General features: G+C 68.1%; 18 protein-coding genes. 8 read left to right on the top strand and 10 right to left on the bottom strand.

Going from position 1 to position 21,692, the window contains the following annotated elements:
* The first annotated feature begins 70 nt into the window (after positions 1 to 70).
* Both AXYL_RS15785 and AXYL_RS15780 read left to right on the top strand, forming a co-directional pair.
* Complete coding sequence (locus tag AXYL_RS15785; RefSeq protein ID WP_013393812.1) at positions 71 to 457, top strand: DUF6152 family protein; 387 nt, start codon at positions 71 to 73, stop codon at positions 455 to 457.
* A 15-nt stretch (positions 458 to 472) separates the two neighbouring features.
* Positions 473 to 958: a DUF6644 family protein gene (locus AXYL_RS15780; RefSeq protein ID WP_013393811.1), complete on the top strand. Its 486-nt coding sequence runs from the start codon at positions 473 to 475 to the stop codon at positions 956 to 958.
* A 57-nt stretch (positions 959 to 1,015) separates the two neighbouring features.
* Here AXYL_RS15780 and AXYL_RS15775 read toward each other — a convergent pair whose 3' ends face one another.
* From AXYL_RS15775 to AXYL_RS15760, 4 genes are all read right to left on the bottom strand, one after another.
* Positions 1,016 to 1,606: a YceI family protein gene (locus AXYL_RS15775; RefSeq protein WP_013393810.1), complete on the bottom strand. Its 591-nt coding sequence runs from the start codon at positions 1,604 to 1,606 to the stop codon at positions 1,016 to 1,018.
* A 272-nt stretch (positions 1,607 to 1,878) separates the two neighbouring features.
* A complete protein-coding gene (locus AXYL_RS15770; RefSeq protein ID WP_013393809.1) occupies positions 1,879 to 2,508 on the bottom strand; it encodes a glutathione S-transferase family protein in 630 nt (209 codons plus the stop codon).
* A 71-nt stretch (positions 2,509 to 2,579) separates the two neighbouring features.
* On the bottom strand, positions 2,580 to 2,903 hold the full coding sequence (locus AXYL_RS15765; RefSeq protein ID WP_013393808.1) for a type II toxin-antitoxin system PemK/MazF family toxin: 324 nt from the start codon (positions 2,901 to 2,903) through the stop codon (positions 2,580 to 2,582).
* A complete protein-coding gene (locus tag AXYL_RS15760) occupies positions 2,903 to 3,127 on the bottom strand; it encodes an antitoxin MazE family protein (protein WP_013393807.1) in 225 nt (74 codons plus the stop codon). The genes AXYL_RS15765 and AXYL_RS15760 overlap by 1 nt, the downstream gene beginning before the upstream one ends.
* Positions 3,128 to 3,378: 251 nt before the next feature.
* Here AXYL_RS15760 and AXYL_RS15755 point away from each other — a divergent pair, with 251 nt between their 5' ends.
* A complete protein-coding gene (locus tag AXYL_RS15755; RefSeq protein WP_013393806.1) occupies positions 3,379 to 3,783 on the top strand; it encodes a DUF2946 family protein in 405 nt (134 codons plus the stop codon).
* A gap of 240 nt (positions 3,784 to 4,023) precedes the next feature.
* Positions 4,024 to 6,087 (top strand): TonB-dependent copper receptor, encoded by a 2,064-nt coding sequence (locus AXYL_RS15750; protein ID WP_013393805.1) that lies wholly within the window; start codon positions 4,024 to 4,026, stop codon positions 6,085 to 6,087.
* A gap of 23 nt (positions 6,088 to 6,110) precedes the next feature.
* Here the strand turns inward: AXYL_RS15750 and AXYL_RS15745 are convergent, their stop codons facing one another.
* Genes AXYL_RS15745 through AXYL_RS35080 form a run of 6 tightly spaced genes read right to left on the bottom strand, consistent with a single transcriptional unit; the run spans position 6,111 to position 11,917 of the window.
* Positions 6,111 to 7,484 carry an MmgE/PrpD family protein gene (locus AXYL_RS15745; protein WP_013393804.1) on the bottom strand — a complete coding sequence of 458 codons (1,374 nt, stop codon included), beginning with the start codon at positions 7,482 to 7,484 and terminating at the stop codon, positions 6,111 to 6,113.
* The gene (locus tag AXYL_RS15740) at positions 7,481 to 8,383 is read right to left on the bottom strand and encodes a polysaccharide deacetylase family protein (protein WP_013393803.1); all 903 of its coding nucleotides are present in this window, start codon (positions 8,381 to 8,383) and stop codon (positions 7,481 to 7,483) included. The genes AXYL_RS15745 and AXYL_RS15740 overlap by 4 nt, the downstream gene beginning before the upstream one ends.
* A 28-nt stretch (positions 8,384 to 8,411) precedes the next feature.
* Positions 8,412 to 9,197 carry an enoyl-CoA hydratase gene (locus AXYL_RS15735; RefSeq protein ID WP_013393802.1) on the bottom strand — a complete coding sequence of 262 codons (786 nt, stop codon included), beginning with the start codon at positions 9,195 to 9,197 and terminating at the stop codon, positions 8,412 to 8,414.
* On the bottom strand, positions 9,194 to 10,390 hold the full coding sequence (locus AXYL_RS15730; protein WP_013393801.1) for a CaiB/BaiF CoA transferase family protein: 1,197 nt from the start codon (positions 10,388 to 10,390) through the stop codon (positions 9,194 to 9,196). The genes AXYL_RS15735 and AXYL_RS15730 overlap by 4 nt, the downstream gene beginning before the upstream one ends.
* Positions 10,391 to 10,404: 14 nt before the next feature.
* Positions 10,405 to 11,760, bottom strand: a complete 1,356-nt coding sequence (locus AXYL_RS15725; RefSeq protein ID WP_013393800.1) for an amidase — start codon at positions 11,758 to 11,760, stop codon at positions 10,405 to 10,407.
* Entirely contained in the window at positions 11,753 to 11,917 is a 165-nt protein-coding gene (locus AXYL_RS35080) for a hypothetical protein (protein WP_013393799.1), read from the bottom strand. Before AXYL_RS35080 ends, AXYL_RS15725 begins: the two co-directional genes overlap by 8 nt.
* A gap of 125 nt (positions 11,918 to 12,042) precedes the next feature.
* Here AXYL_RS35080 and AXYL_RS15720 point away from each other — a divergent pair, with 125 nt between their 5' ends.
* The 4 genes from AXYL_RS15720 (at position 12,043) to AXYL_RS15705 (ending at position 21,537) form a co-directional block, all read left to right on the top strand.
* Positions 12,043 to 12,702 (top strand): GntR family transcriptional regulator, encoded by a 660-nt coding sequence (locus tag AXYL_RS15720; RefSeq protein WP_013393798.1) that lies wholly within the window; start codon positions 12,043 to 12,045, stop codon positions 12,700 to 12,702.
* A 182-nt stretch (positions 12,703 to 12,884) separates the two neighbouring features.
* Positions 12,885 to 14,210 carry an MFS transporter gene (locus tag AXYL_RS15715; protein ID WP_013393797.1) on the top strand — a complete coding sequence of 442 codons (1,326 nt, stop codon included), beginning with the start codon at positions 12,885 to 12,887 and terminating at the stop codon, positions 14,208 to 14,210.
* A gap of 82 nt (positions 14,211 to 14,292) precedes the next feature.
* A complete protein-coding gene (locus AXYL_RS15710) occupies positions 14,293 to 14,568 on the top strand; it encodes a hypothetical protein (protein ID WP_013393796.1) in 276 nt (91 codons plus the stop codon).
* 240 nt (positions 14,569 to 14,808) lie between these two features.
* On the top strand, positions 14,809 to 21,537 hold the full coding sequence (locus AXYL_RS15705; protein WP_013393795.1) for an autotransporter outer membrane beta-barrel domain-containing protein: 6,729 nt from the start codon (positions 14,809 to 14,811) through the stop codon (positions 21,535 to 21,537).
* The last annotated feature ends 155 nt before the right edge of the window (positions 21,538 to 21,692 follow it).

Below are 21,692 nucleotides of genomic sequence, written 5' to 3'. Positions count from 1 at the left end.
CGCCGGACGCGCGCCACACGAGCCGCAGCCGCAAAGGGAAGGGAGCCAACCGCAATTCAGGAGCAGCGATATGAAGCTATCCATACGCGTGGCAACGGCAGGACTGACGCTTTCCGCGCTGCTGGGCGTGACGCCCGCTGCGCTGGCGCACCATGGCTGGTCTTGGGCCGAAACCGAACAGATGACGCTGCAAGGCACCGTCCAACAGGTGCAGATCGCGCCTCCGCATCCCTGGCTGGACGTGCGCGCCGACGACGGCGTCTGGCGCGTTGAACTGGGCAATCCCACCCAGACCAAGGACGCCGGATTCGTCGAGGGTTCCGCCAAGTCGGGCGATGCCATCATCGCCATCGGCAACCGCGACAGCGAAGCCGGCACCAAACGCATGAAGGCCGTTCAGATCAAGGTGGGCGGCAAGACCTACGACATCTATCCCAGCCGCATCAAGAAGCCCTGAAGCGCGGCTGCGCCCATGCCTGAGCTGCTGCGCCTGGCGCTGGAACAGCTTGAATCGCTGCCGCCGTCGATCTGGCTGCGGCGGTCGGGCACGCTATATCTGCTGGTAAACGCCGCTCACATCGGAGCCATCGGTCTGCTCATCGGCTCCATCGTCCCGCTGGACCTGCGCCTGCTGGGGCTGCTGAAGCCCGGACCGCTGGCCATGCTGGCGCCTGTGCTGGCACGCACGGCGGCCGTGGGCCTGGCGCTGGCTGTGTTGACCGGTGCCATGCTCTTCAGCGTGCGGCCGCTGGAATACCTGGAAAATCCCGCCTTTGGAGTCAAGATGGGTCTCTTGGCCGCAGGCGCGGTCAACGCGCTGCTGGCACGGCGCAGCAAAGCCTGGGAGATGCTCCAGGAGCAGGGCATGGCCTCGGCCGGAATGCGCCTGCGAGCAGGCGCGTCTTTATTTTTGTGGCTGGGTTGCCTGGTCGCGGGGCGCTGGATCGGATTCCTTTGAAAGCGGCCTGGGCCTGCGTCCGCGGCAGGCGCGGTCGCGATTCCGGCGCCCCGAGCATCAGCGCGTTGCGCTGGCGACGGCCTCGACCGTGATGCGCAGTTGCACTTCGTCGCTCACGCCCGGCGCGAACGCATCCACGCCGAAATCACTGCGCTTCACGACCGTCATGGCGTCAAAGCCAATGGCCGGGCGTTGCGCCATCGGGTGCATGCCTTGCTTGTTCTGGCGCGCCTGCAGCACCACCGGCTTTTCGATGCCCTTGATGCGCAAGACGCCATTGATGCTGAGCTTGCCGTCGCCATGGTCGGCGACCGAGGTGCTCTTGAACTGGATGTCCGGGTACTTGGCCGCCTGGAAGAATTCCGCGCCTTGCAGCATCTCATCCAGCTTGGGTACATGGGACGTCAGGCGCGCCACGGGCACGCTCAGGTCGACCGCCGACTTTGCCGGCTGGGCGGCGTCGTAGCGGATCACGCCGGTCACGGCGCCGGCATGGGCGGTAGGCTTGGAAAAGCCCAGATGGTCCCAGGTCACCACGATCTCCGTGTGTTCGGGATCGATCTGGTAGTCCACGGGCGCGGCATGCGCGGGTAGGCTGCCCAAGGTAAGGAGGGATGCGGCCAGGAACGCAGCGTAGGTGTGCTTCATTTGATTCTCTTGATGTTCGGCGCCCGGAGAAGTCCGGGCGCTCATTCCGTCGTCTGCTGGCTTAAACCGAGCTGACAAAGACGGCACGAAAGAAGGATAGGAAATGATGCAATATCGCGGTAGCCGCAAGGAACTGGCCGCAGCGTTCCATTTTTGATGGCAATCAAACCTTGGTGGCAATCAAGTCCGTTGCTTGGCGCATCGATGCGCCCCGCGGGGACTGGCCGGACATCGCATGCCGGCCAGTCCCCGCGGGTTCATTGCATGGGCAGTCAGGCGGCGGCCTGCGCTTCGGCCAGCGCTCGCTGCACGGCCGGCCGGGCGGCGACCCGGGCCAGATAGGCCGTCAGCTTGGGAAACTGCGTCAGGTCCACGCCGTCGCCCTCCAGCCAGCTGCCTATGGTGTACAGATAGCCGTCGACCACGCTGTAATGTTCGCCCGCCGCCCAGGGGCCGACGATTTGCGATTCGAGATAGGCGGCGCAGGCGGTCATGGATTGCGGCACCTTGGCCTGCATGGCGGCATGCGCGGCCGGATCGTCCGCCCAGCGCGCGCCGCGGCGCTTGTGCGCGTGCGCCACGTGGGCGGTGGACGCCAGATAGCTCGCTAATTCCTGCATGCGCGCGAATGCGAACGGATCGTCGACCGGCGCCAGCTGCGCGGCCGGAAAGCTCTGCGCCACGAAGGCGAGCAGGGCGGGGGTCTCGGTCAGCACGCCGTGTTCGGTCGCCAGCGCCGGCACGCGGCCCTTGGGATTGACGCGCAGGTACTCAGGGCTTTGCTGCTGCAGGGCGCCCATATCAAGCTTGACCAGATCGAAATCGGCGCCAGCTTCGCGCAGCGCGATATGCGTCGCCAGCGCACAGGTGCCAGGGGCGGAATAAAAAGTCCAACGGGACATCTGCATCCTCTTTGTTCAATGGGTGAAAAGCCGGGTCGCCACAACAAGCTGCCCGCGACAGGGTAGCCCGATCACTTGGCGATTCCAATAAAGACGGCCAGACAGCGCTCGACTTCCAGCAGCGTTGCAGCCTCGATGCGGCCGAAAGCAGGGCCAAGCTTGTCCCGCCTTACGGTTAGCGCCTTGTCGACCATGATTTGAGATAGCTGTTGCAAACCGTTCTGAGCAGTCGGCCTTGCGTTGACCCGCAGCAAGGGAGCCTCGACCAGACTGCTGGTCACCGGCAGGACGGTGATGCTTCCATGTTCGCTGAACAGGTCAGCCTGAATGACCAGGGCCGGACGCGGTTTGCCAAAATCGCCTTGCGCCACGACTGTCACCAGTTCGCCGCGCATCAGGGCTCCCAGCCTTCCAGCTCGGACATCGCCTGATGCATCAGGCGATGCGTTGCGTGATCTGCCGCATCGGCCTCGGTCGCCAGGCGCGATTGCCTCAGGCATTCCTCGGCGAAATCCGGCCGTCGGGTATCAGGCACCCAGATCTGGACCGGACGCAAGCCGGCCATGCGCAGCGCGGTGCGATGCTTGTTGACGCGGGCGTTCACACTGGATGTCACCATGGCAGCCTCCCTGTTGCATGTAACAGAGTACACGGGGAAGTCGTTACATGCAACGGGTATCGCGGTTGCCGCCACGAGCCGCGTTTCGTCAATCAAGCATGTCATAGCCACGTTGGCCGTCCGTATGGATAGAACCGCTCACGATATCTGATCTACATCATGTCGCAATCCGAATTGACCGCAAGACCCGATGCATCCGCGGCATCTGCTCCGCCCTGCGTGATAGCATCTGCGCCGATAAGGAATCCCTGATGCACGCATCTTCCTATGCCCGTAGACGTTGGGTCGCGCTGGTCGCGATGACCCTGTTCGTCTTTCAGGCGCTGATCGCGTCCTCCGCGCTGGCGGCCTCCGGCATGGGAACGGCCAAGGCGGGAGTCACCACCATCGTCTGCACCGCCAGCGGCCCGCGCGTGGTCACGCTGGATGTCGATGGGCAGGGGCAGGGCGCACAGCAGCACAGCGGCGCCTTGCCGCATTGCTGCAGCGCAGGCTGCGCCATGCTCAGCGGGGCCACGCCTCCCGAAATTCTCCTGCTCGCCTGGTTCCTGCCGGCGACGGCGCCCGCCGTCCATCCTCCGGCCGCGGAACCGCAATTCTCCAGCGCTTTAGCCCGGCTGCCACAGCGGTCGCGAGCGCCGCCTCAGTCCGCCTGACCTCCTTCCCGCACGTTATCGACAGGCCATCCGCTCAGCCCGCAAGCCTGCGGGCCTGAACGGCTGCGCCAGCATCGCCGGCACGCACCGGACCACGGGTCCCGCGCGCCGCGGGGAGGGGCGTCCACGTGCCATCAATGCGCGCCTCAGACGTGCGACTGCGGGCCTTCACCCCTGAAGGCGCGGGTTGCCGTCAGTCCGCGCCCGCTACAGAACTTTCCCGATCGATAGAAACCTGACATGACCAAGAAAGAGGAATTCCTGCGTATGAGTTGCCTGGCCGCCGCCCTGGCCGCCTCATTCCCCGTCTGGCCCCAAGCCGCCGAGACGAACAAGATCTACACCACCGATCCCGTGGTCATTACGGGCGTGGAACCCAGCGCGCCGTTGACCTTCACCACGGATCCCAAGATCCCGCGCCAGCCGCTGCCGGCCAGCGACGGGACAGACTATCTGAAGACGATTCCCGGCTTCTCGGCCATCCGCAATGGCGGCACCAATGGCGATCCCGTGCTGCGCGGCATGTTCGGCTCGCGCCTGAATCTGCTGACCAACGGCACCTCCATGCCGGGCGCCTGCCCGGCGCGCATGGACGCGCCCAGCTCCTATATTTCGCCTGAGAACTTCGACCAGCTCACGGTCATCAAGGGACCGCAGACCGTGCTGTGGGGACCGGGCGCGTCGGCCGGCACGGTCAAGTTCGACCGCGACACGCCGCGATTCACGGCCGCCGGCGTGCGATTCGACGGCAGCCTGACGGGCGGCTCGTTCGGCCGCAACGACCAGGCCGCCGATCTGACCGTGGGCAACGACAAGGTCTACACGCGCATCACGGCCAACCATTCCCACTCCCAGGACTACAAGGACGGCGACGGCAACACCGTGCCTTCGCGCTGGGACAAGTGGAACGCCGACCTGACCCTGGGCTTCACGCCCGACGCCGACACGCTGTACGAACTGACTGCTGGCACGGGCGACGGCGAAGCGCGCTACGCCGGGCGCGGCATGGATGGCTCCCAATTCAAGCGCGAGAGCTTCGGCCTGCGCTTCGAGAAGCGCAACCTCGGGCCCGTGCTCAGCAAGGTCGAAGCACAGCTGTATTACAACTACGCCGACCACGTGATGGACAACTACACGCTGCGCGCGCCGGACCCCATGAGCGCCATGCCCATGGCCATGGCGGCCGACGTGGACCGCGCAACCTGGGGCGGCCGCTACGCCGGCACCTGGGAACTGTCGCAGGATGTCAGCCTGGTCACCGGCCTGGATTTCCAGCAGAGCCGCCACCGCTCCCGCAACGGCACCGACACCGTGCCGTACAGCAGCCAGAGCTGGATCAAGGACGCGGACTTTTCCAACACCGGACTGTTCGGCGAGCTGACCTGGCGCGCCGCGCCGGACAGCCGCATCATCGGCGGCGCGCGGATCGACTGGGCCTCGGCCAAGGATTTCCGCCAGGACAACGGCTCGATGATGATGCCCATGCCCAATCCCACGGCGGATGAACGCCGCAACGACACGCTGCCCAGCGGCTTCTTGCGTTACGAAAAGGATCTGGCCTCGCTGCCGGCCACGCTCTATGTCGGCCTGGGCCATGTGGAGCGCTTCCCGGACTACTGGGAGCTGTTTTCCCCGGACCGCGGCCCGGCGGGTTCCGTCAACGCTTTCCAAGGCGTGAAGCCTGAGAAGACCACTCAGCTGGACTTCGGCGCGCAATACAAGACAGAAACGCTGGACGCCTGGTTCTCGGGCTACGCCGGCTACATCAACGACTACATCCTGTTCAGCTACACCTCGGGCGGCATGATGGGTCCGACGTCGCAGGCCACGAACGTCAACGCGCGCATCGCGGGCGGCGAGCTGGGCGTCTCGTACAAGCCGGCGCCATCATGGAAGCTGGGCGCCACGCTGGCGTATGCCTGGGGCCAGAACCGCAGCGACGGCAGCGCGCTGCCGCAGATGCCGCCGCTGGAGGCCAAGCTCAGCGCCGCCTACGACGACGGTACGTGGTCCGCCGGCGCGTTGTGGCGCGTCGTGGCCGCGCAGCGCCGCTACGCCTTGAACCAAGGCAATGTCGTGGGCAAGGACTTCGGTCCCAGCGCGGGTTTCGGCGTGTTTTCCATCAACGGCGGCTATACGGTCAACAAGCAGGTTCGCCTGTCGCTGGGCGTCGACAACCTGTTCAACAAGACCTACAGCGAGCACCTGAACCTGGCCGGCAACACCGGCTTCGGCTATGCCGCCAACACCGCGGTAAATGAACCGGGCCGCACGGTCTGGGCGCGCTTGAGCTTCAAGTACTGACGCACCCAGTCCGGCAGGTGCAATCAGGACGCGCGCGGAGCCGTCAACAGCTCGACGATACCGCGCACGTCCCGTTCGCCCTCCAGCCCGCGCAGCCTGCGCGCCAGTTCCCGCGTCTGCGCGGCAGGCAAGGGCGGCTGCGCGGAGGCGCAGCAGGCTTCGAACTTCGCGTCCTGTTCGGCCACGCCCAATGGGCGTTCCGGACTGCCGGGAAAGGCCGGCATGTCGACCGTGAATTCGCGGCCGTCCTTGAGCCGCAATTCGACCCGCTGGGGGCACATGGCGTTGGGGTCGGGATTGCCATCATCCACCACCAGAATGCGGGTTGCCAGTTCGAAAGTCCTGGCTTCGGCCAGCGCGGCCGGATCGAAATCGGGGATGCCGACCCGGCCGCGCAGCATGGCCGTGGCCATGGCATAACCCATGCACAGCCTGGCGGTGGCGGAATCCATGCCTGGATGGGCCGGGCGTCCGACCAGGCGCACGATCAATGAAGACGCGCGAACCGTGATCTGGTCCACGTCCTCGGGCCGCAGCGCATGGGCGCGCATCAGATCCAGCACGGCGCCGATGCCGCTGTGCGTGGCGCGGCCGGTCGGGTACGGTTTGTGGCTCATGCGGGTGATCTGGAACACCCGGCCCACATCCTCGCGGACCGCGTCCCAGTCGGCCTGGCCAGCGTCATAGAGCGCGAAGTAGCCGTAGGGGCCTTCCAGGATGTCGCGCGGCCCGGGGAAGCCCGCGCGCGCCAGTTCGAACGATGTGACGGCGGCTCTGGCGTTCAGGCCGACCTGCAGGCCGACTGCGGGAGAGCCTTCGATATGTGCCTGCATGGTGCCGGAGAGATGGCTGTATGCCAGCCCCAGCGCGTCGCGCGTGGCGGTTTCGTCCAGTCCCGCCAGCTTGCACAGCGTGGCCGTGGCGCCCAGGCCGCCGCACATGGCGGGCCGGAAGAAGCGCATGGGCGCACGCTGGGCCAGCGCGACGTAGATGGCGAAGTCCAATCCGGCCGCGACCGCCGTGATCAGTTGACGGCCATCGATGCCGCCTTCGCGCTCGGCGTAGCCCAGCGCCGCGGGCACGATGCAGGCAAACGCATGGACCACGGCGCGGTCATGAATGGCGTCGAACTCCTGGTTGAAGACCTGATAGGCGTTCAGCATGACCGCGCTGGCCAGCGGCAACCGCTCGCCGCTGCCCCAGACGGTGGCCTCCGCGCCCTGGCCCAAAGCCTGGGCCGCCTGGCGCAGCGATGCCATGCGGGGATGGCGCGAGCCGGAGAGCCCGACGCCGACCGCATCGAGAATGAAGGTCTGGGCCGCCGACACCGCCGCCGCCGGCAGGTCCTGGTAGCGGGTGCGCAGCAAGTGCGCGACCAATGTATCGATAGCGTTCATGCGGCGGCTCCGGCGGATTTGGAGGGAACCTGGCTGGCGTACCAGTCATACATCGCGGCGCCGGTGACAAAGGTCGTCATCGGATGCCGCTGCAACAGGTCCAGCATGGCCAGCAGATCGGCGTAGCGGTGCGGCACGCCCATCAGATGCGGATGCAATCCCAGCGTAAGGACGCGCGGACAGCCCGCGGCTTGGGCCTCTTGGGCATACAGGTCCAGCGTGCGTTCCAGGCGCCGGCTGAATTCCCCGGTGGCGTGCTTTTCCACCGCGTGGATGACGGAATCGTTCAGCTCCAGCGCGTAGGGCAGCGCCAGCAGCGGCCTCCCGGCGGTCTGCATCCAGTTGGGCAGATCGTCCAGGCACCAGTCGAACAGGTAGTCGATGCCGGCCTGGGCCAGCAGATCCGGCGTGTCCAGCGTTTCGCGCAGGCCGGGCGAGAGCCAGCCGCGCGGACGGCTGCCGCTGAAGCGCTCGATCCGGTCCAGCGCCGCAGCGATGGTGCGGGCCTGGCCGTCGCCGTCCTCTTGCGACAGCGCCCGCTGGTGGATGCCGTGGCCGATGAATTCCCAGCCGGCCTCCAGCAGCGCCTGCGCCGCCTCGGGATAGGCATCGATGACCGAAGCATTCAGGCTGGCCGAGGCCGGCAGGCCGCGGCCGCGTATGGCGTCGATGAGCCGGGGCAGCCCGCAGCGCAGGCCGTATTCGGCCCAGCTGTAGTTGGGCACGTCCGGCACCGTCTCGCGTCCATGCGGCGCGGTAAGCAAGGTACGGGGCATGGGCTGGTCGAACGGCCAGTGCTCCACATTGACCACCAGGTGCACCAGGATGGGCCGGCCGTCCAGCGCGGCCAAGGGGGGGCGCTGGCTGGAAAGCATGAAAGGAATGCGTGGGTTGTTCATGGCATCTTGCTCATGGTTCAAAGACGTCTCAACGGCCGAGAAAGACCGGCTCGCGTTTTTCGGCGAACGCCCGCCGGCCTTCGGCGTAGTCCTCGCTGGCGAAGCAGTCGGCCACCAGGGCATCGATCGCGTCAAGCCGGGCGGGCGCGGGCGGATTCATGGTCGCCAGTATGGCCGCCTTTGCCGCGCGCAGGGAGAGGGGCGCATTGGCGGCAATGCCGCGCACCCGGGCCTGGGTCTGACGGGCGAAATCGTCGTCGGCGTACCGTTCATGGACCAGGCCGCGGCGTTCGGCCTGCTCGGCGTCGAGATTGCGGGCGGTATAGAACAGATCGAACGCGGATGCCGCACCCACCACGTCCACCAGCCTGCGCATGTCGGCATAGGAGTAGCCCAGCCCCAATCGCGCGGCCGGCATGCGGAAACGGGCGCTGGCGCTGGCATAGCGCAGGTCGCAGGCCAGCGCCAGGCCGATGCCGCCGCCCATGCAGGCGCCCTGTATCAGCGCCACGGTCGGGGCCGCGAATTCCGCCAGCAGCTGTTGCGCGTCCGCCACCGCCTGGTTGTACCTGGCGACCGCGGCAGCGCCATCGCGCGCCTGGTCGAACTCGCTGATGTCGGCGCCGGACACGAAAGCCCGGGTGCCGGCGCCGGTCAGCGCCAGCACCCGGACCCCGGCGCCCTCCAGTTCACGCAGTGCGGCGGCGAGTTGCTGCCACATGGCCAGCGTCATCGCATTGCGCTTTTCCGGATGGCAGACCGTCAGGGTCGCAATCCCTTCCCGGAGGTCCACCTGGATCTGGCCGCCGCTCATACCACCCCCTGGCCATACAGGCGCTCGATGTCGCCCTCGGCATAGCCTATCTCCGCCAGCATCTCGCGGGTGTGCTCGCCCCAGCCGGGGGCAGGCCGAGCGATCTGGGCGGGCGTGCGCGTCAACGCCACGGGCTGCGAGATCAGGCGGTATTCATGTCCGGTCTCGTCCGCGACCGGCTGCGCCACGCCCAGATGGCGGACCTGCTCGTCCTCGAATACTTGCGGAATGCTGTAGACCGGACCTGCCGGCACGCCGGCGCCGTTCAGCAGCCCGACCCAATGCGCGACGCTTTGCTGGCGGAAGCGCTGCGCCAGCGATTCATTGAGCGCGGCGCGGTTGGCCACGCGCAGCTTCTCGGTCGCATAGCGCGGATCCTCCAGCCATTGCGGCGCGTCCAGGCACTGGCACAGGCGGCGCCAGTTGCCTTCGCCCGACGCGCCCAGGTTGAAGGCGCCGTCGCTGGCTTCGAACAGGCCCATCGGGCTGCTGGTCGGATGATCGTTGCCCGCCTGCACCGGCGTGTCGCCGTCGTTCAGGTAGCGCGCCGCCTGGAAATCCATGAGCGCAATCTGCGTGTGCAGCAGGGAACTGTGGACCCACTGGCCGACGCCGGATTGTTCCCGTTCCAGCAAGGCCAGCAGGACGCCGACCGCGGCGTAGATCCCGGTGCCGCAATCGGCGACCGCCAGCCCGGCGCGCAGCGGACCGCCGCCGGCAAAGCCCGTGACCGACATGAGGCCGCCCATGCCCTGGATGATCTGGTCAAAGCCTGGCCGATCCGCGTAGGGACCGTCCTGGCCAAAGCCGGAAATGCTGGCCAGGATGATGCGGGGATTGATGGCGCGCAGCGCCTCGTAGTCCACCCCAAGGCGCGCCTTGACGTCGGGACGCCAGTTCTCCACCACCACATCGGCCGTGGCCACCAGCTGCTTGAACATGGCCAGGCCTTCGGGCTTCTTCAGGTTCAGCGTCATCGACCGCTTGTTGCGGTTCAGGTTCTGGAAATCGCCGCCGGTGCGGTCGGCGGCGAACATGGCTTCGTTGGGATCGATTCCGGCCGGCGGCTCGATGCGGATCACGTCCGCGCCGAAATCGGCCAGGATGCGCACGCAGGTCGGGCCGGCGCGCACGCGCGAAAGGTCCAGCACGCGAAAGCGCGCAAGGGTGGGGGAGGCATTGATTCTGGCCATGATGAGTCCGTGGATTAGCGTTGCAGGATGGCGGAAAAGGGCAGGGCGAACTGGTGCGCGAAGGCCAGCAGCAGGGCATCGCTGCCAGGCGCGCCGACCGCTTGCACGCAGACGGGGCGGCCCAGCGCGTCGATGCCGACGGGCAGTACCAGCGCGGGCAGGCCCAGATAGTTGAGGTAGGCGTGGTGGCGATGCAGCGCCGCGCGCGCGCGCGGCTCGAAAGCAGGGCTGCTGGTGGTGACCGCCGAGCGGTCCGGCACCCCTTGCGGCAGGCAGGGCGTGAGCAGCAGGTCCGCATCGACGAGATACGTGGCCACGAACGCGGCGCGCGACAACGCGATTTGCGACAGAGCATGCCGATACCAGATCGCCGGCATGGCCCAACCAGGCAGCGCGATGGCCTGGGTGGCGGGCGCCAGCGACGCCAATTCGCGGCGCACGCTGCCGGCGAGCGTGGCGGCAGCCTCCGCGTGCAGCACGATCTGCGCCAGGCGGTTGAGGCGGTCCAGATCGGGCCCTGCTTGGGCAGCGATCCGCGCCGAATCCCGCAATCGCTGTTCGAAGCACGCCATCGCCGCGCCCACGTCGGGGCGCGCGCCGGCGGTCGCGAGCGTGGACGCCACCCGCCAGCGCCGGGGCCTGGAAAGTTCCTGTTCGATACCCGCCGCATCCGTGGGTAGCGCCGGCGAGACCGTCGCCGATGGCAGCAACGCGGCATAGACGCAGGCGGCGTCCAGCGCGTCGCGGCCGATCACCCCCACCGTGTCCAGCGTCGGCGCCAAGGCCGCCACGCCATCCGCCGGGATCACCCCTTGGGTCGGTTTGAGCCCCACCAGGCCGCAGGTAGCCGCCGGCATCCGCACCGAGCCGGCCGTGTCGGTGCCGAGCGAGGCGGGCACCAGGCCGGCCGCCACCGCCACCGCACAGCCGCTGGAAGAGCCGCCCACCGCGGCGGCGGGATCGAGCGGATTGACCAGGGCCGGGCCATGCGGATTCTCGGCCGTGGCCCCGCAGGCGTGCTCGGCCATCGCCAGGGCGCCGAGATTGAGCGCGCCCTGGTCCTGCAAGCGCCGCAGTACGGTCGCCATCGGTCCCGGCGCATCGTCGCGCAACGGCCGGCCACGGCCAGGCGCATGCGCGCCGGTCTCGAATGCATCCTTGTGCGCGAGCGCCACACCTTCCAGCAAACCGCCGGACCGACCGGCAGGCGGGCAGGGCTGATAGATGCGCGTGGCGCAGTGCAGCTCAGCCGCGCTGCGCTCGAACGTGGCGGCCTGCGCCGAAACCAGCTCGGCGCGTTCGCCCGGCGTGGCCTGCTCATAGCGCCTGCGCATGTCGCCGATGGAAAGATGAGCGCGGAGGTCAGGCATCCTCATCCCCGCAATTCGCAATATCCGCCTCGATAACGGAGAGGCGCAGCAAGCCGCGCGCGACCGCCGCTTGGGTTTCGGCGGGCACCGTCAGGCCATGGGTACTGCACACCAAGGCCACCCAGGCCTGCCACGCCTGCTTGGACGAGTCTTCCATGCTCATTACCTCCTGCCGCACTTTGCTCGGTAAAATAAAAGTCTAGTCTCATAAATATATTTATATAAGTCAAGAAAATACTATGCTGTGGATGAATTTTCTTTATCCCCTGACCGGAGTCCGCCATGAAAGCCGCTGAGCGCATCCGCCTGTCCGTCGAAGAGTCGATCCGCGACGGCAGCCTGTTGCCGGGAGATCCCGTCGACGAACAGATGCTGATGCAGACCTACGACGTCTCTCGCACGCCGGTGCGCGAGGCGCTGCTGCAACTGCAGGCGCAGGGGCTGGTGGCCAGCCTGCCGCGCGGCGGCATGGTGGTGGCCAAGATGGATGTGGCTCAGCTGATGGCCATGTGGGAGCTATTGGCCGAACTGGAGGGGATCGGCGCGCGCCTGGCTTGCGAACGCATGACGCCCGCGGAACGCGATGAGCTGGCGGTCATCCATGAGCGCGCCGCCGCGGTGGTGCGGCGCGAGGACACCGACGCCTGGCAGGAGCACAACCGGCGGTTTCACGATGCGCTGTACATGGGCGCCCGCAATCCCTATCTACGCCAGGAGATCCTGCGCATGCGCTCGCGCACGGGCGCCTACCGGCTCCACGCCTTCTCCGCCTTCGGCCGGCTCGCGTCGTCGTGGGAGCAGCACGGCCAGTTGCTCGAGGCGATCCAGGCGCAGGACTCGGCCCGCGCGGCCGCGGTCATGACGCTGCACATGAGCCCCGGGCAAGGGTCGATCAGCTTTGCTTCCTTTGTTGCCGCATTGCCCAAGAACCTGTTGGCCTGACGATCCGGCATCGGGGCAAGACTCGTCCCGCGCACGGACAATGCGGGTAAATCCTCATTATTGTATTTTTTCAAAATGGCAAAATATATTTATAGCAGCCGAAAACATCTGCTCGCGTGACCTTGCCCCGGTATCGGCGGGCTAGGGCGCTACCCCTGATCCGCTCCACCGAGGAACCCGCTATGGATGCTGTTTCACCGCAACCCCTCTCCGCACCGCCACAAGACGCCGCGTCGGCCGCCGCCGATCCAGGCCTGATGCACCGCAAGGTCGCCTGGCGACTCATCCCTTTCCTGATATTCCTGTTCCTGCTGGCATGGATCGACCGCGTCAATGTCGGCTTCGCCAAGTTGCAGATGCTGCAGGACCTGCGCTTCAGCGAGGCCGTGTACGGCCTGGGGGCGGGCATCTTCTTTATCGGCTACTTCATCTTCGAGGTGCCCAGCAACCTGCTGCTGCAGCGCATCGGCGCGCGCAAGACCCTGGCCCGCATCACCATAATGTGGGGCCTGACGTCGATGGCGATGGCATTCGTCACCACGCCGACTTCCTTCTACGTCTTGCGCTTTCTGCTCGGCGCCTTCGAAGCCGGCTTTTTCCCCGGGGTGATGCTCTATCTGACGTACTGGATTCCCGCCAGCCGGCGAGGGCGCATCAATGGCTGGTTCATGACGTCGTTCGGGCTGGCCGGCATCGTGGGCGGGCCGATAGCCGGTCTCATCATGAGCGGCATGGACGGCGTGGCCCCGCTGCGCAACTGGCAATGGCTGTTCGTGCTGGAAGGCATTCCGTCCGTAATCGCCGGGATGGTGGTGCTGGCGTATCTGCCGGACCGCCCCCAGCAGGCGCGCTGGCTCAGCGCGGCGGAAAAGGCCGCGCTCACGGCTGAACTGGACAGCGAGCGCCTGGATCCCGCCAAGCACGCCAGCTTCGCTCAGGCCTTGCGCCTGCCGGCGTTGTGGCTGTGTACCGCCGCCTACTTCTGCATCGTCGGCGGCAACGCGACGCTGGCGTTCTGGATGCCTTCGATCGTGCGCGAACTGGGCGTGCAAGGCACCCTGAACATCGGGTTGCTGTCGGCCATTCCCTTCATACTGGGCACCGCCGCGATGGTGATCAACGGCATGCATTCCGATTCCACCCGCGAACGCCGGCTGCATTGCGCGGGCGCCACCCTGGTCGGCGCGCTGGGCCTGTCCTTGACCGGCGCCTATATCGGCAGTCCGGTATTGGCGATGGCCTCCTTGAGCATCGCCGCCATCGGCGTGCTGGGCGCCTTCCCGGTGTTCTGGGCCATCCCGGCAGCATTCCTGACCGGCACCGCCGCGGCCGGCGGCATCGCCTTCATCAATTCGGTGGGCAACCTGGCGGGCTTCGCCACGCCTTTCATGATGGGCTGGCTCAAGGAATGGACGGGCGGCGTCGCCGCCGGGCTGTACGTTGTGGCCGGCATGCAGCTCGTCGCCACGGCGGTCGTCGCGCTGACGATGCGCAGGCTGGCGGTCTAGGCCGGCACGGCTCCAGGCGGAATGACTCCGGCGAGCCCGCCGGAGTATTGTTCATGGACAGCCGCCATGGCGGGAGCACATCATGCACGACAACCCCACACTCGAGCCCGGCACCTCCCAGCTCGGCAACTTGCTGCAATTCCTGGCCTGGATCGCCGAGCGGCCGCGCACCTATGCGCAGACCATGGACGCTTGGCGCAGTTCGTGCCCGCGTCTGTCGGCCTGGGAGGACGCAACCGCCAATGGGCTGGTCGACATGTCCGAGGACCGGGAAGAAGCGCATACCGAACCGGTCGTCATCCTGACGCAGAAAGGGCAGACGCTGCTGGCGTCGGCCAGCGGCTCCACCCGTTCCTGATATGCGGGGCGGCGCCGCCTCCAGCGGGTCTAACTTTCGCTTACACCTAAGCCCGGACCCAATGTAACGATGTGGTTTTTTTTGCGGATTTCGTCGAAAAAAACCACTGATTCGTCGAAAAAAAGTTGCACCCGGCGCGCACCCTGCGGATTCTAGTGGCGAAACTTTGCCAGTTACTACTGAGCGCCCCCCGGGCATCCGGGCGGCCTTCGCGCTCAGGTCAACAGAATCCGCGAATCGATGAAGCCCATCTCTTTCTCCGTGCGCAACCCCGGCCTGCCTTTCCCTCTGCTGCGGCAGAACACCCTGCGACTCGCCGTCGTGTCGGCGCTGGGCGCCTGCGCCTGGGGCGCGACGGGCAGCGCGCAGGCCGGCTACGCCTGTGCCGGCGGCCCTTCGCTGAATGTGTCGTCGGGAAACTACCCAAGCGCCCAGGCCATCTGCGAAGGCGATAGCGGGGTGGACCACAACGACGAGAAGGACGGCCAGAACGGGCCTGACGTGTCCGTCACCTCATCGGGCAATTACAGCGCCGACGCGAATCAGACCCGGCTGAACCCGCTGGGCGTGGTCACGGCCCTATCGCGCGGCGGCGACGGCGTGGACGAAGGCACCGCGGGCGACGGCGGCAACGTCACCGTGTCCAGCAGCGGCGACGTCGCGCTCAACGGCACGGCGCTCAGCAACTTCAACAGCCTGATCATGGCGGTATCGTCCGGCGGGATCGGCGACCCCGCCAACGACAACAACGACTCCAACGGCGGCCACGGGGGCCTGGGCCAGACCGTCACCGTGACCAACTCCGGCAACCTGACGATGTCGGGTTCCTTGCCCACGCCGCGCCAGGGCCTGTACGGCATCAATGCCCGCGCCTTGGGCGGGGCGGGCGGCGACCAGAACGACCCGACGCTGGAATACGGCGAGCAGGTGGGCGGCAATGGCGGCAACGCCAGCACGGTCACGGTCAGCAATACCGGCGCCATCAACCTGGGCAGCAGCGCGGCGCGCCTGCGCACCTATGCCAACGGCGCCGCCATCTACGCGAATTCCATAGGCGGCATGGGCGGCTACAACAACGGCAATGCGGGCACGGGCGGGACGGTGCAGGTGACGCACCAGGGCCAGGCCTACAGCTACTGGCAGGTCTACGACAGCGCCACGGTCTTTGGCATCTATGCGCAGAGCATCGGCGGCGACGGCACGGCCTCGACCGACAATAGCGACAACGGCGGCAACGGCGGCGGCACCTCGGACAGCTGGACCCAGAAGGTGACGGTGGACGTCAATGGCTCGGTGCTGCTGGATGTGGCCGGTTCGGCCGCTGGCGCTACCATCGAAGGCGCGGGCGTCGCTGCCCGCGCCATAGGCGGCAAAGGCGGCATGGGTCCCGACAAGGACCACTCGGGCGGCAATGGCGGCGCGGGCGGAAGCGTCGCCATCAATCTCTATCAGGGCGCCAGCGTCGCCACCCGCGGCGACAACCTGCCCGGCCTGGCGGCGCAAAGCCTGGGCGGACAGGGCGGCGATGGCAGCGACAGCACCGCGCTGGCCGGGCAGGGCGGCGGCGGCGGGTTTGGCGGCAACGCCAGCGCTGTCAACGTCGTAGCCGCGAGCGGCAGCGCCATCAGCACCACAGGCAGTTTTGCGACCGGCATCGTGGCGCAATCGATCGGCGGCGGCGGCGGCACCGGCAGCGACTTCGTCTCGGTGCTGGGCGGCCAGGGCGGCAACGGCGGTAATGGCGGCAACGCCGGCACGGTGACCGCCACGACCGGCGGAACCATCACGACCAGCGGCGACCACGCCTACGGCGTGCTGGCCCAGTCCATCGCCGGCAGCGGCGGCGCGGGCGGCGCGGACACGGCCGAACTGGTTTCGCTGGGCGGAGACGGCGCGGGCGGCGGCGCGGCCAGCCAGGTCACCCTGAACAACACGGGCTCCATCGCCACGTCGGGCTACAACTCGCACGGCATGATCGGCCAGTCCATCGGCGGCGGCGGCGGGGCCTCCGGCAGCGCCACTGGCCTGCTCAGCGTGGGCGGCAGTTCGGCCGGGGCCACCGGTTCGTCCGGCAGCACGGTGGTGCTCGGCAACACCGGCTCCATCACGACGGCCGGCAACGCCGCCATCGGCATGGTGGCCCAGTCCATCGGCGGGGGCGGCGGCAGCGGCGGCGACAGTATCGGCGTGCTGGGTGTGGGCGGCGGCGGCGCCGGGGGCGGCGCGGGCGGCAACGTCATCATCCAGGATCTGGGTTCTATCCAGACGGCCGGCCAATTCGGTGCAGGCGTGCTGGCCCAGTCGGTGGGCGGGGGCGGCGGCAACGGCGGCGACACCTTCACCGCATCGGTCGGCGTGTCGGTGGCAATCGGCGGCAGCGCCAGCGGCGGCGGCGACGGCGGCTCGGTCTGCATGAGCAATCAGGGCGGCTGCGACGGCACGTTGACGTATTCGACGTCAAACATCGCCACTCACGGCAACTATGCGCCGGGCATCATCGCGCAGAGCGTCGGCGGCGGCGGCGGCACCGGCGGCAGCGTCAAGAACGCCAGCGTGGCCTCGTTCGCCGCGCTGCAACTGGGCGGCAGCGGCGGCGGCGGGGGCAAGGCCGCCGAGGTCAAGGTGGGCTACAGCAACCTCAACATCAGCACCGGCGGCGCCCACTCGGCCGGCATCCTGGCCCAATCGATAGGCGGGGGCGGCGGCAATGGCGGCGATGCCAGCTACTACGACGTCACCGTGGGCTTCAACGCGGCCGTGGTGCTGGGCGGCAGCGGCGGCTCGGGCGGCACCGGCTATTCCTCCATCGTGAACCTCAGCAGTTCCCATGTCGCCACGGGCATGGACTACGCCAGCCCGGGCATCGACCCGGACACCTACGCGCCCAACGATTCGTTCGGCATCCTGGCGCAGACCATAGGAGGCGGCGGCGGCAACGGCGGCAGCTCCAGCGCCAGCGATCTGGTGCTGGCGGTGCCCACCGGCGAGGGCGCGTCGCTGGCGTTCAACTTCGAAGCGGCGGTAGGCGGCAGCGGCGGGGCGGGCAGCGACGCCTGCCCGGCCGGAGATGCCGCCTGCGTCACGCAGGTCAACCTCAGCAACGGCTCCACGGTCGTCACGCTGGGCGACGGCTCCCACGCGGTGATGGCGCAGTCGGTAGGCGGAGGCGGCGGCAACGGCGGCGATTCATCCGTGCTGTCCACGGTGCTGGGTGATGAAACCACGATCTCGCTGTCCGCCGGCATGACCTTGGGCGGCTCCGGCTCCGGCGGCGGCAACGGCGGCGCGGTCAGCGTGGGCCTGGGCGACGCCAACGGCGCCTATGCCGGCTTGCCCCCATCGCTGTTGACGCCGCCGGGCGTACGCGTGCCGCCGGCGTCCACCATCGTGACCTATGGCGATTACGCCAATGGCGTGCTGGCGCAATCCATAGGCGGGGGCGGCGGCAATGGCGGGGTGGGCAGCAGCAACGCCTACACGCATGGCGGCCCCACCAACGTCAAGCTCACCCTGGCCCTGGGCGGCACTGGCGGGGCCGGCGGCACCGGCGGCAAGGTGGACGTGACGCTGAACCCCAACTACACCATCCGCACGCTGGGCTCGGGTTCGCGCGGCATTGTGGCGCAGTCCATCGGCGGCGGCGGCGGAGCCTCGCAGGGTGGCACGCTGAACGTGGCCGGCAGCGCCGAAGACCGGCCATCCGCCCGCTTGCAGGTGGGCCTGGGCGCCACCGGGGGCTCGGGCGCCACGGGCGGCGACATCAATGCCACTTTGCAAGGCGCGATCCGCACCGAAGGCGGCGACGCCGATGGCGTCCTGCTGCAATCGATCGGCGGCGGTGGCGGACTGGGCGGGTCGTTGGGCGCCGACGCCTCGTCCTATCCCATCCTGGACCGGATCGGCAACCACAGCGACAACAAGGAACGGCTCGACGACGAGAACAGCACCTACCAATTCGGCGTGGACGTGGGCGGCACCGGCGGCACGGGCGGCCATGGCGGCAATGTCAGCGTTAACTACGCGGGCAAGATCGCCACCGCCGGCGACTGGGCCGACGGTCTGGTGGCCCAATCGATAGGCGGAGGCGGCGGGGTAGGCGGATCGTCCAGCGCCTCGGGCAGCAAGATCAAGGCCAACGCCATCATCGGCGTGGGCGGCAGCGGCGGCGCCGGCGGCGACGGCGGCAACCTGAGCGTCTCCTTCGACGACGACCATGGCAACAGCATTTCCACTGCGGGCTACAGCGCCTATGGCGTGCTGCTGCAATCCATAGGCGGAGGCGGCGGGCAGGGCGGCGACGGCTCGGACCAGGCACAGGGCACCATCACCGTCGGCGCCTCGTTTGGCGGCACCGGCGGCGTGGCCGGCAACGGCGGCAGCATCCTGACCTCCGGCGGGGGCGGATGGCTGAACGTCCAGACCTCGGGCGACGACGCGCCAGCCCTGGCGATGCAGTCCATCGGCGGCGGCGGCGGCACGGCAGGCGCGGGCAACAGCAGCTCCAAGCTGCAGCAGAACAGCCATTCCATGAGCGTCTCGGTGGGCGGCAGCGGCGGCTTGGCCGGTTCGGGCGGCGCCATCGACGTCGCCACCGGCATCGCCGCCACCACGCAAGGCGCGCGCGCCTATGGCGTGCTGGCGCAATCGATCGGCGGCGGCGGCGGCCTGGGCGGCGCGGGCGACGCCAGCAACCTGACCGGCGTGTCGCTGGGCGGGCGCGGCGGCGCGGCCGGCGACGGCGGGGCCGTGACCTTGACCTTGAATGCCGGCGGCCACATCAGCACCAGCGGCGCGGGCTCGCATGGCGTGATCGCGCAGTCCATCGGCGGCGGCGGAGGTATCGCGGGCGACATCAGCAAGGGGCTGCAACTGGGCTCGGGCGCTTGGACCCCGGGCAGCGGCCAGACGGGCGGCAGCGGCAGCGGCGGCACGCTCAACCTCAATGTCGCCAGTAACATCACGACCCAAGGCGACTACGCCTACGGCGTGATCGCCCAATCCATCGGCGGCGGGGGCGGGCTCGGCGGCAACGCCGCCGGCGGTTTCGCGGGCAGCACGGCGGGAGCTGGCAGCACGGGTTCGGGCGAGAACGTCACGGTGACGCAGAGCGGCAGCATCGCCGCCACCGGCGCCGGCGCCACCGGCATCTTTGCACAAAGCGCGGGGCCGCAGGGCTCGGGGCAGGTCGCGGTCACCGTCAACGGTGCCGTCAGCGGCGGCAGCGGCGCGGGCGCCTATGGCGTCTGGATCGTGGGAGACAAGCAGAACACGCTGACCGTGGGCACGGCGGGCACGATCACGGCCGGCTCCGGCGGCAGCGCGGTGCGCTATGACGGCGCGTCCTTGCAGCAAGCAAAGACCGCAAGCTTCCTCGCCAGCCCCTCCGGCGCCAACCTCGCCATCAACAATGCAGGGACCGTCCTGGGCAACATCGAATGCGGCGGCGGCGCGGGCGGCATCGCCTGCAATGTCTGGAACGCTGCCACCGGCACCCTGAGCGACGCCACGCTCTATCAGGCCAACATCGACAACGCGGGCCTGGTGGCCATCGGCCGGTCCGGCGCGTTCGACAACCTGACGGTGGCGGGAAACTTCAATCTGCAAGCCGGCGGCATCCTGCAGGCGGACGTGGACTTCGCCAACCTCAAATCCCCGCGCATGGTGGTGCAGGGCGATACCCGCCTGGACGGCCAGGTGAATGTGCAGCCGATCACGCTGCTGCCCGATTACGAAGTCACCGTGGCGACGCTGCAAGGCGACGTCCAGGGCAGCCCCGCGGCCAAAGACAGCCCGGTGATCGACTACGACGCCAGGCTGGACGGCCAGGACGTGCGCGTGCGCGCGGTGCAGGCCGACTTCGCCGCGCCGTCCATGCAGCTGGCGGCCAACCAGCGCTCGGTGGCGCGGCATATGCAGGGCGCCTGGAACCTGGGCGGCAATGCCGCCATGGCGTCCTTGTTCGCGGCGCTGGACATGGCCTCCCGGGAAGGCGCCGACACCTATTCGAACCGGCTGTCCGACCTGTCGGCGGGCGTCACCGTGGCGCCCGCCGCGCAGATGCAGGCCAGCATGGCGCGCTTTACCGGCGCCATGATGTCGTGCCCGGCATTCCAGGGCGGCGACGCGCTGACCGGCGAGCAGGATTGCCTCTGGGGCCAGGTGTCCGGCATCAATACCAACCAGGATGGCGACGGCGGGGTCTCCGGCTTTTCGTTCGATGGCGTCACCTACCAGTTCGGCGGCCAGCGCCAGGTAAAGCCGGGCTGGTTCCTGGGCGGCTCCGTCGCCTATCAAAACAGCCATCTGAGCGGGGACGACGGACGGGTCAGCGGCAAGGGCGACAGCGGCTACGCCGGCGTGGTGCTCAAGCGCGAAACCGGACCCTGGACCTTGTCCGCGGCCCTGGGCGGCGGCTATGGCCAGTACGACATCGACCGCAGCATCCGCATCCCCGGCATGCAGAGCACGGCCAACTCGGACCTGGACGTCTATGGCGCGGCCTTGCGCCTGCGCATCGCCCGCACCTACGCCGCGGAACACGTTTATCTGAAACCCTATGTGGACCTGGACGCGTCCTACACCCACATGCCCGGCTACAGCGAATCCCGCAACGCCCTGCATCTGGACGTGGAAAGCAGCAACCAGTTCGTCATGGCCCTGTCGCCGACGCTGGAGCTGGGCGGCAAAGTGGCGCTGAAGAACGGCGCCACCATGCGCCCCTACATGTATGGCGGCGTGTCGTTCCTGTCCAAGGACGAATACACGGTCAAGGCGCAATTGCAGGGCGCGCCGGCCGGCTCGGGCGCCTTCGAGACCTCGGTGCCCATGGACGACGTCATCGGCCGCGTCGGCGCGGGGCTGCAGGTGTCGAACGCGGGCGGCATCGACTTCCGGCTGCAGTACGACGGCGACTTTTCGTCCCACATACAAAGCCACCGCGGCACCTTGAAGGTGATGGTGCCGTTCTGAGGGCATAAGGCGGCAGACTTCAAGAAGCTTGAGTGCTCGCTGCCGCCAGTTCGATACTGCGAACGGTTCTTGGTATCATTTACCCCGATTGGCCGCCGGCGCTACCGCCCGGCAGGCCGCCGTTCCGTGTCATCGCGCTGCCTATCGGGGCGTTC

The sequence above is a fragment of the Achromobacter xylosoxidans A8 genome (assembly GCF_000165835.1).
GTDB lineage: Bacteria > Pseudomonadota > Gammaproteobacteria > Burkholderiales > Burkholderiaceae_B > Achromobacter > Achromobacter xylosoxidans_B.
This window is presented reverse-complemented; position numbering and strand designations above follow the sequence as displayed.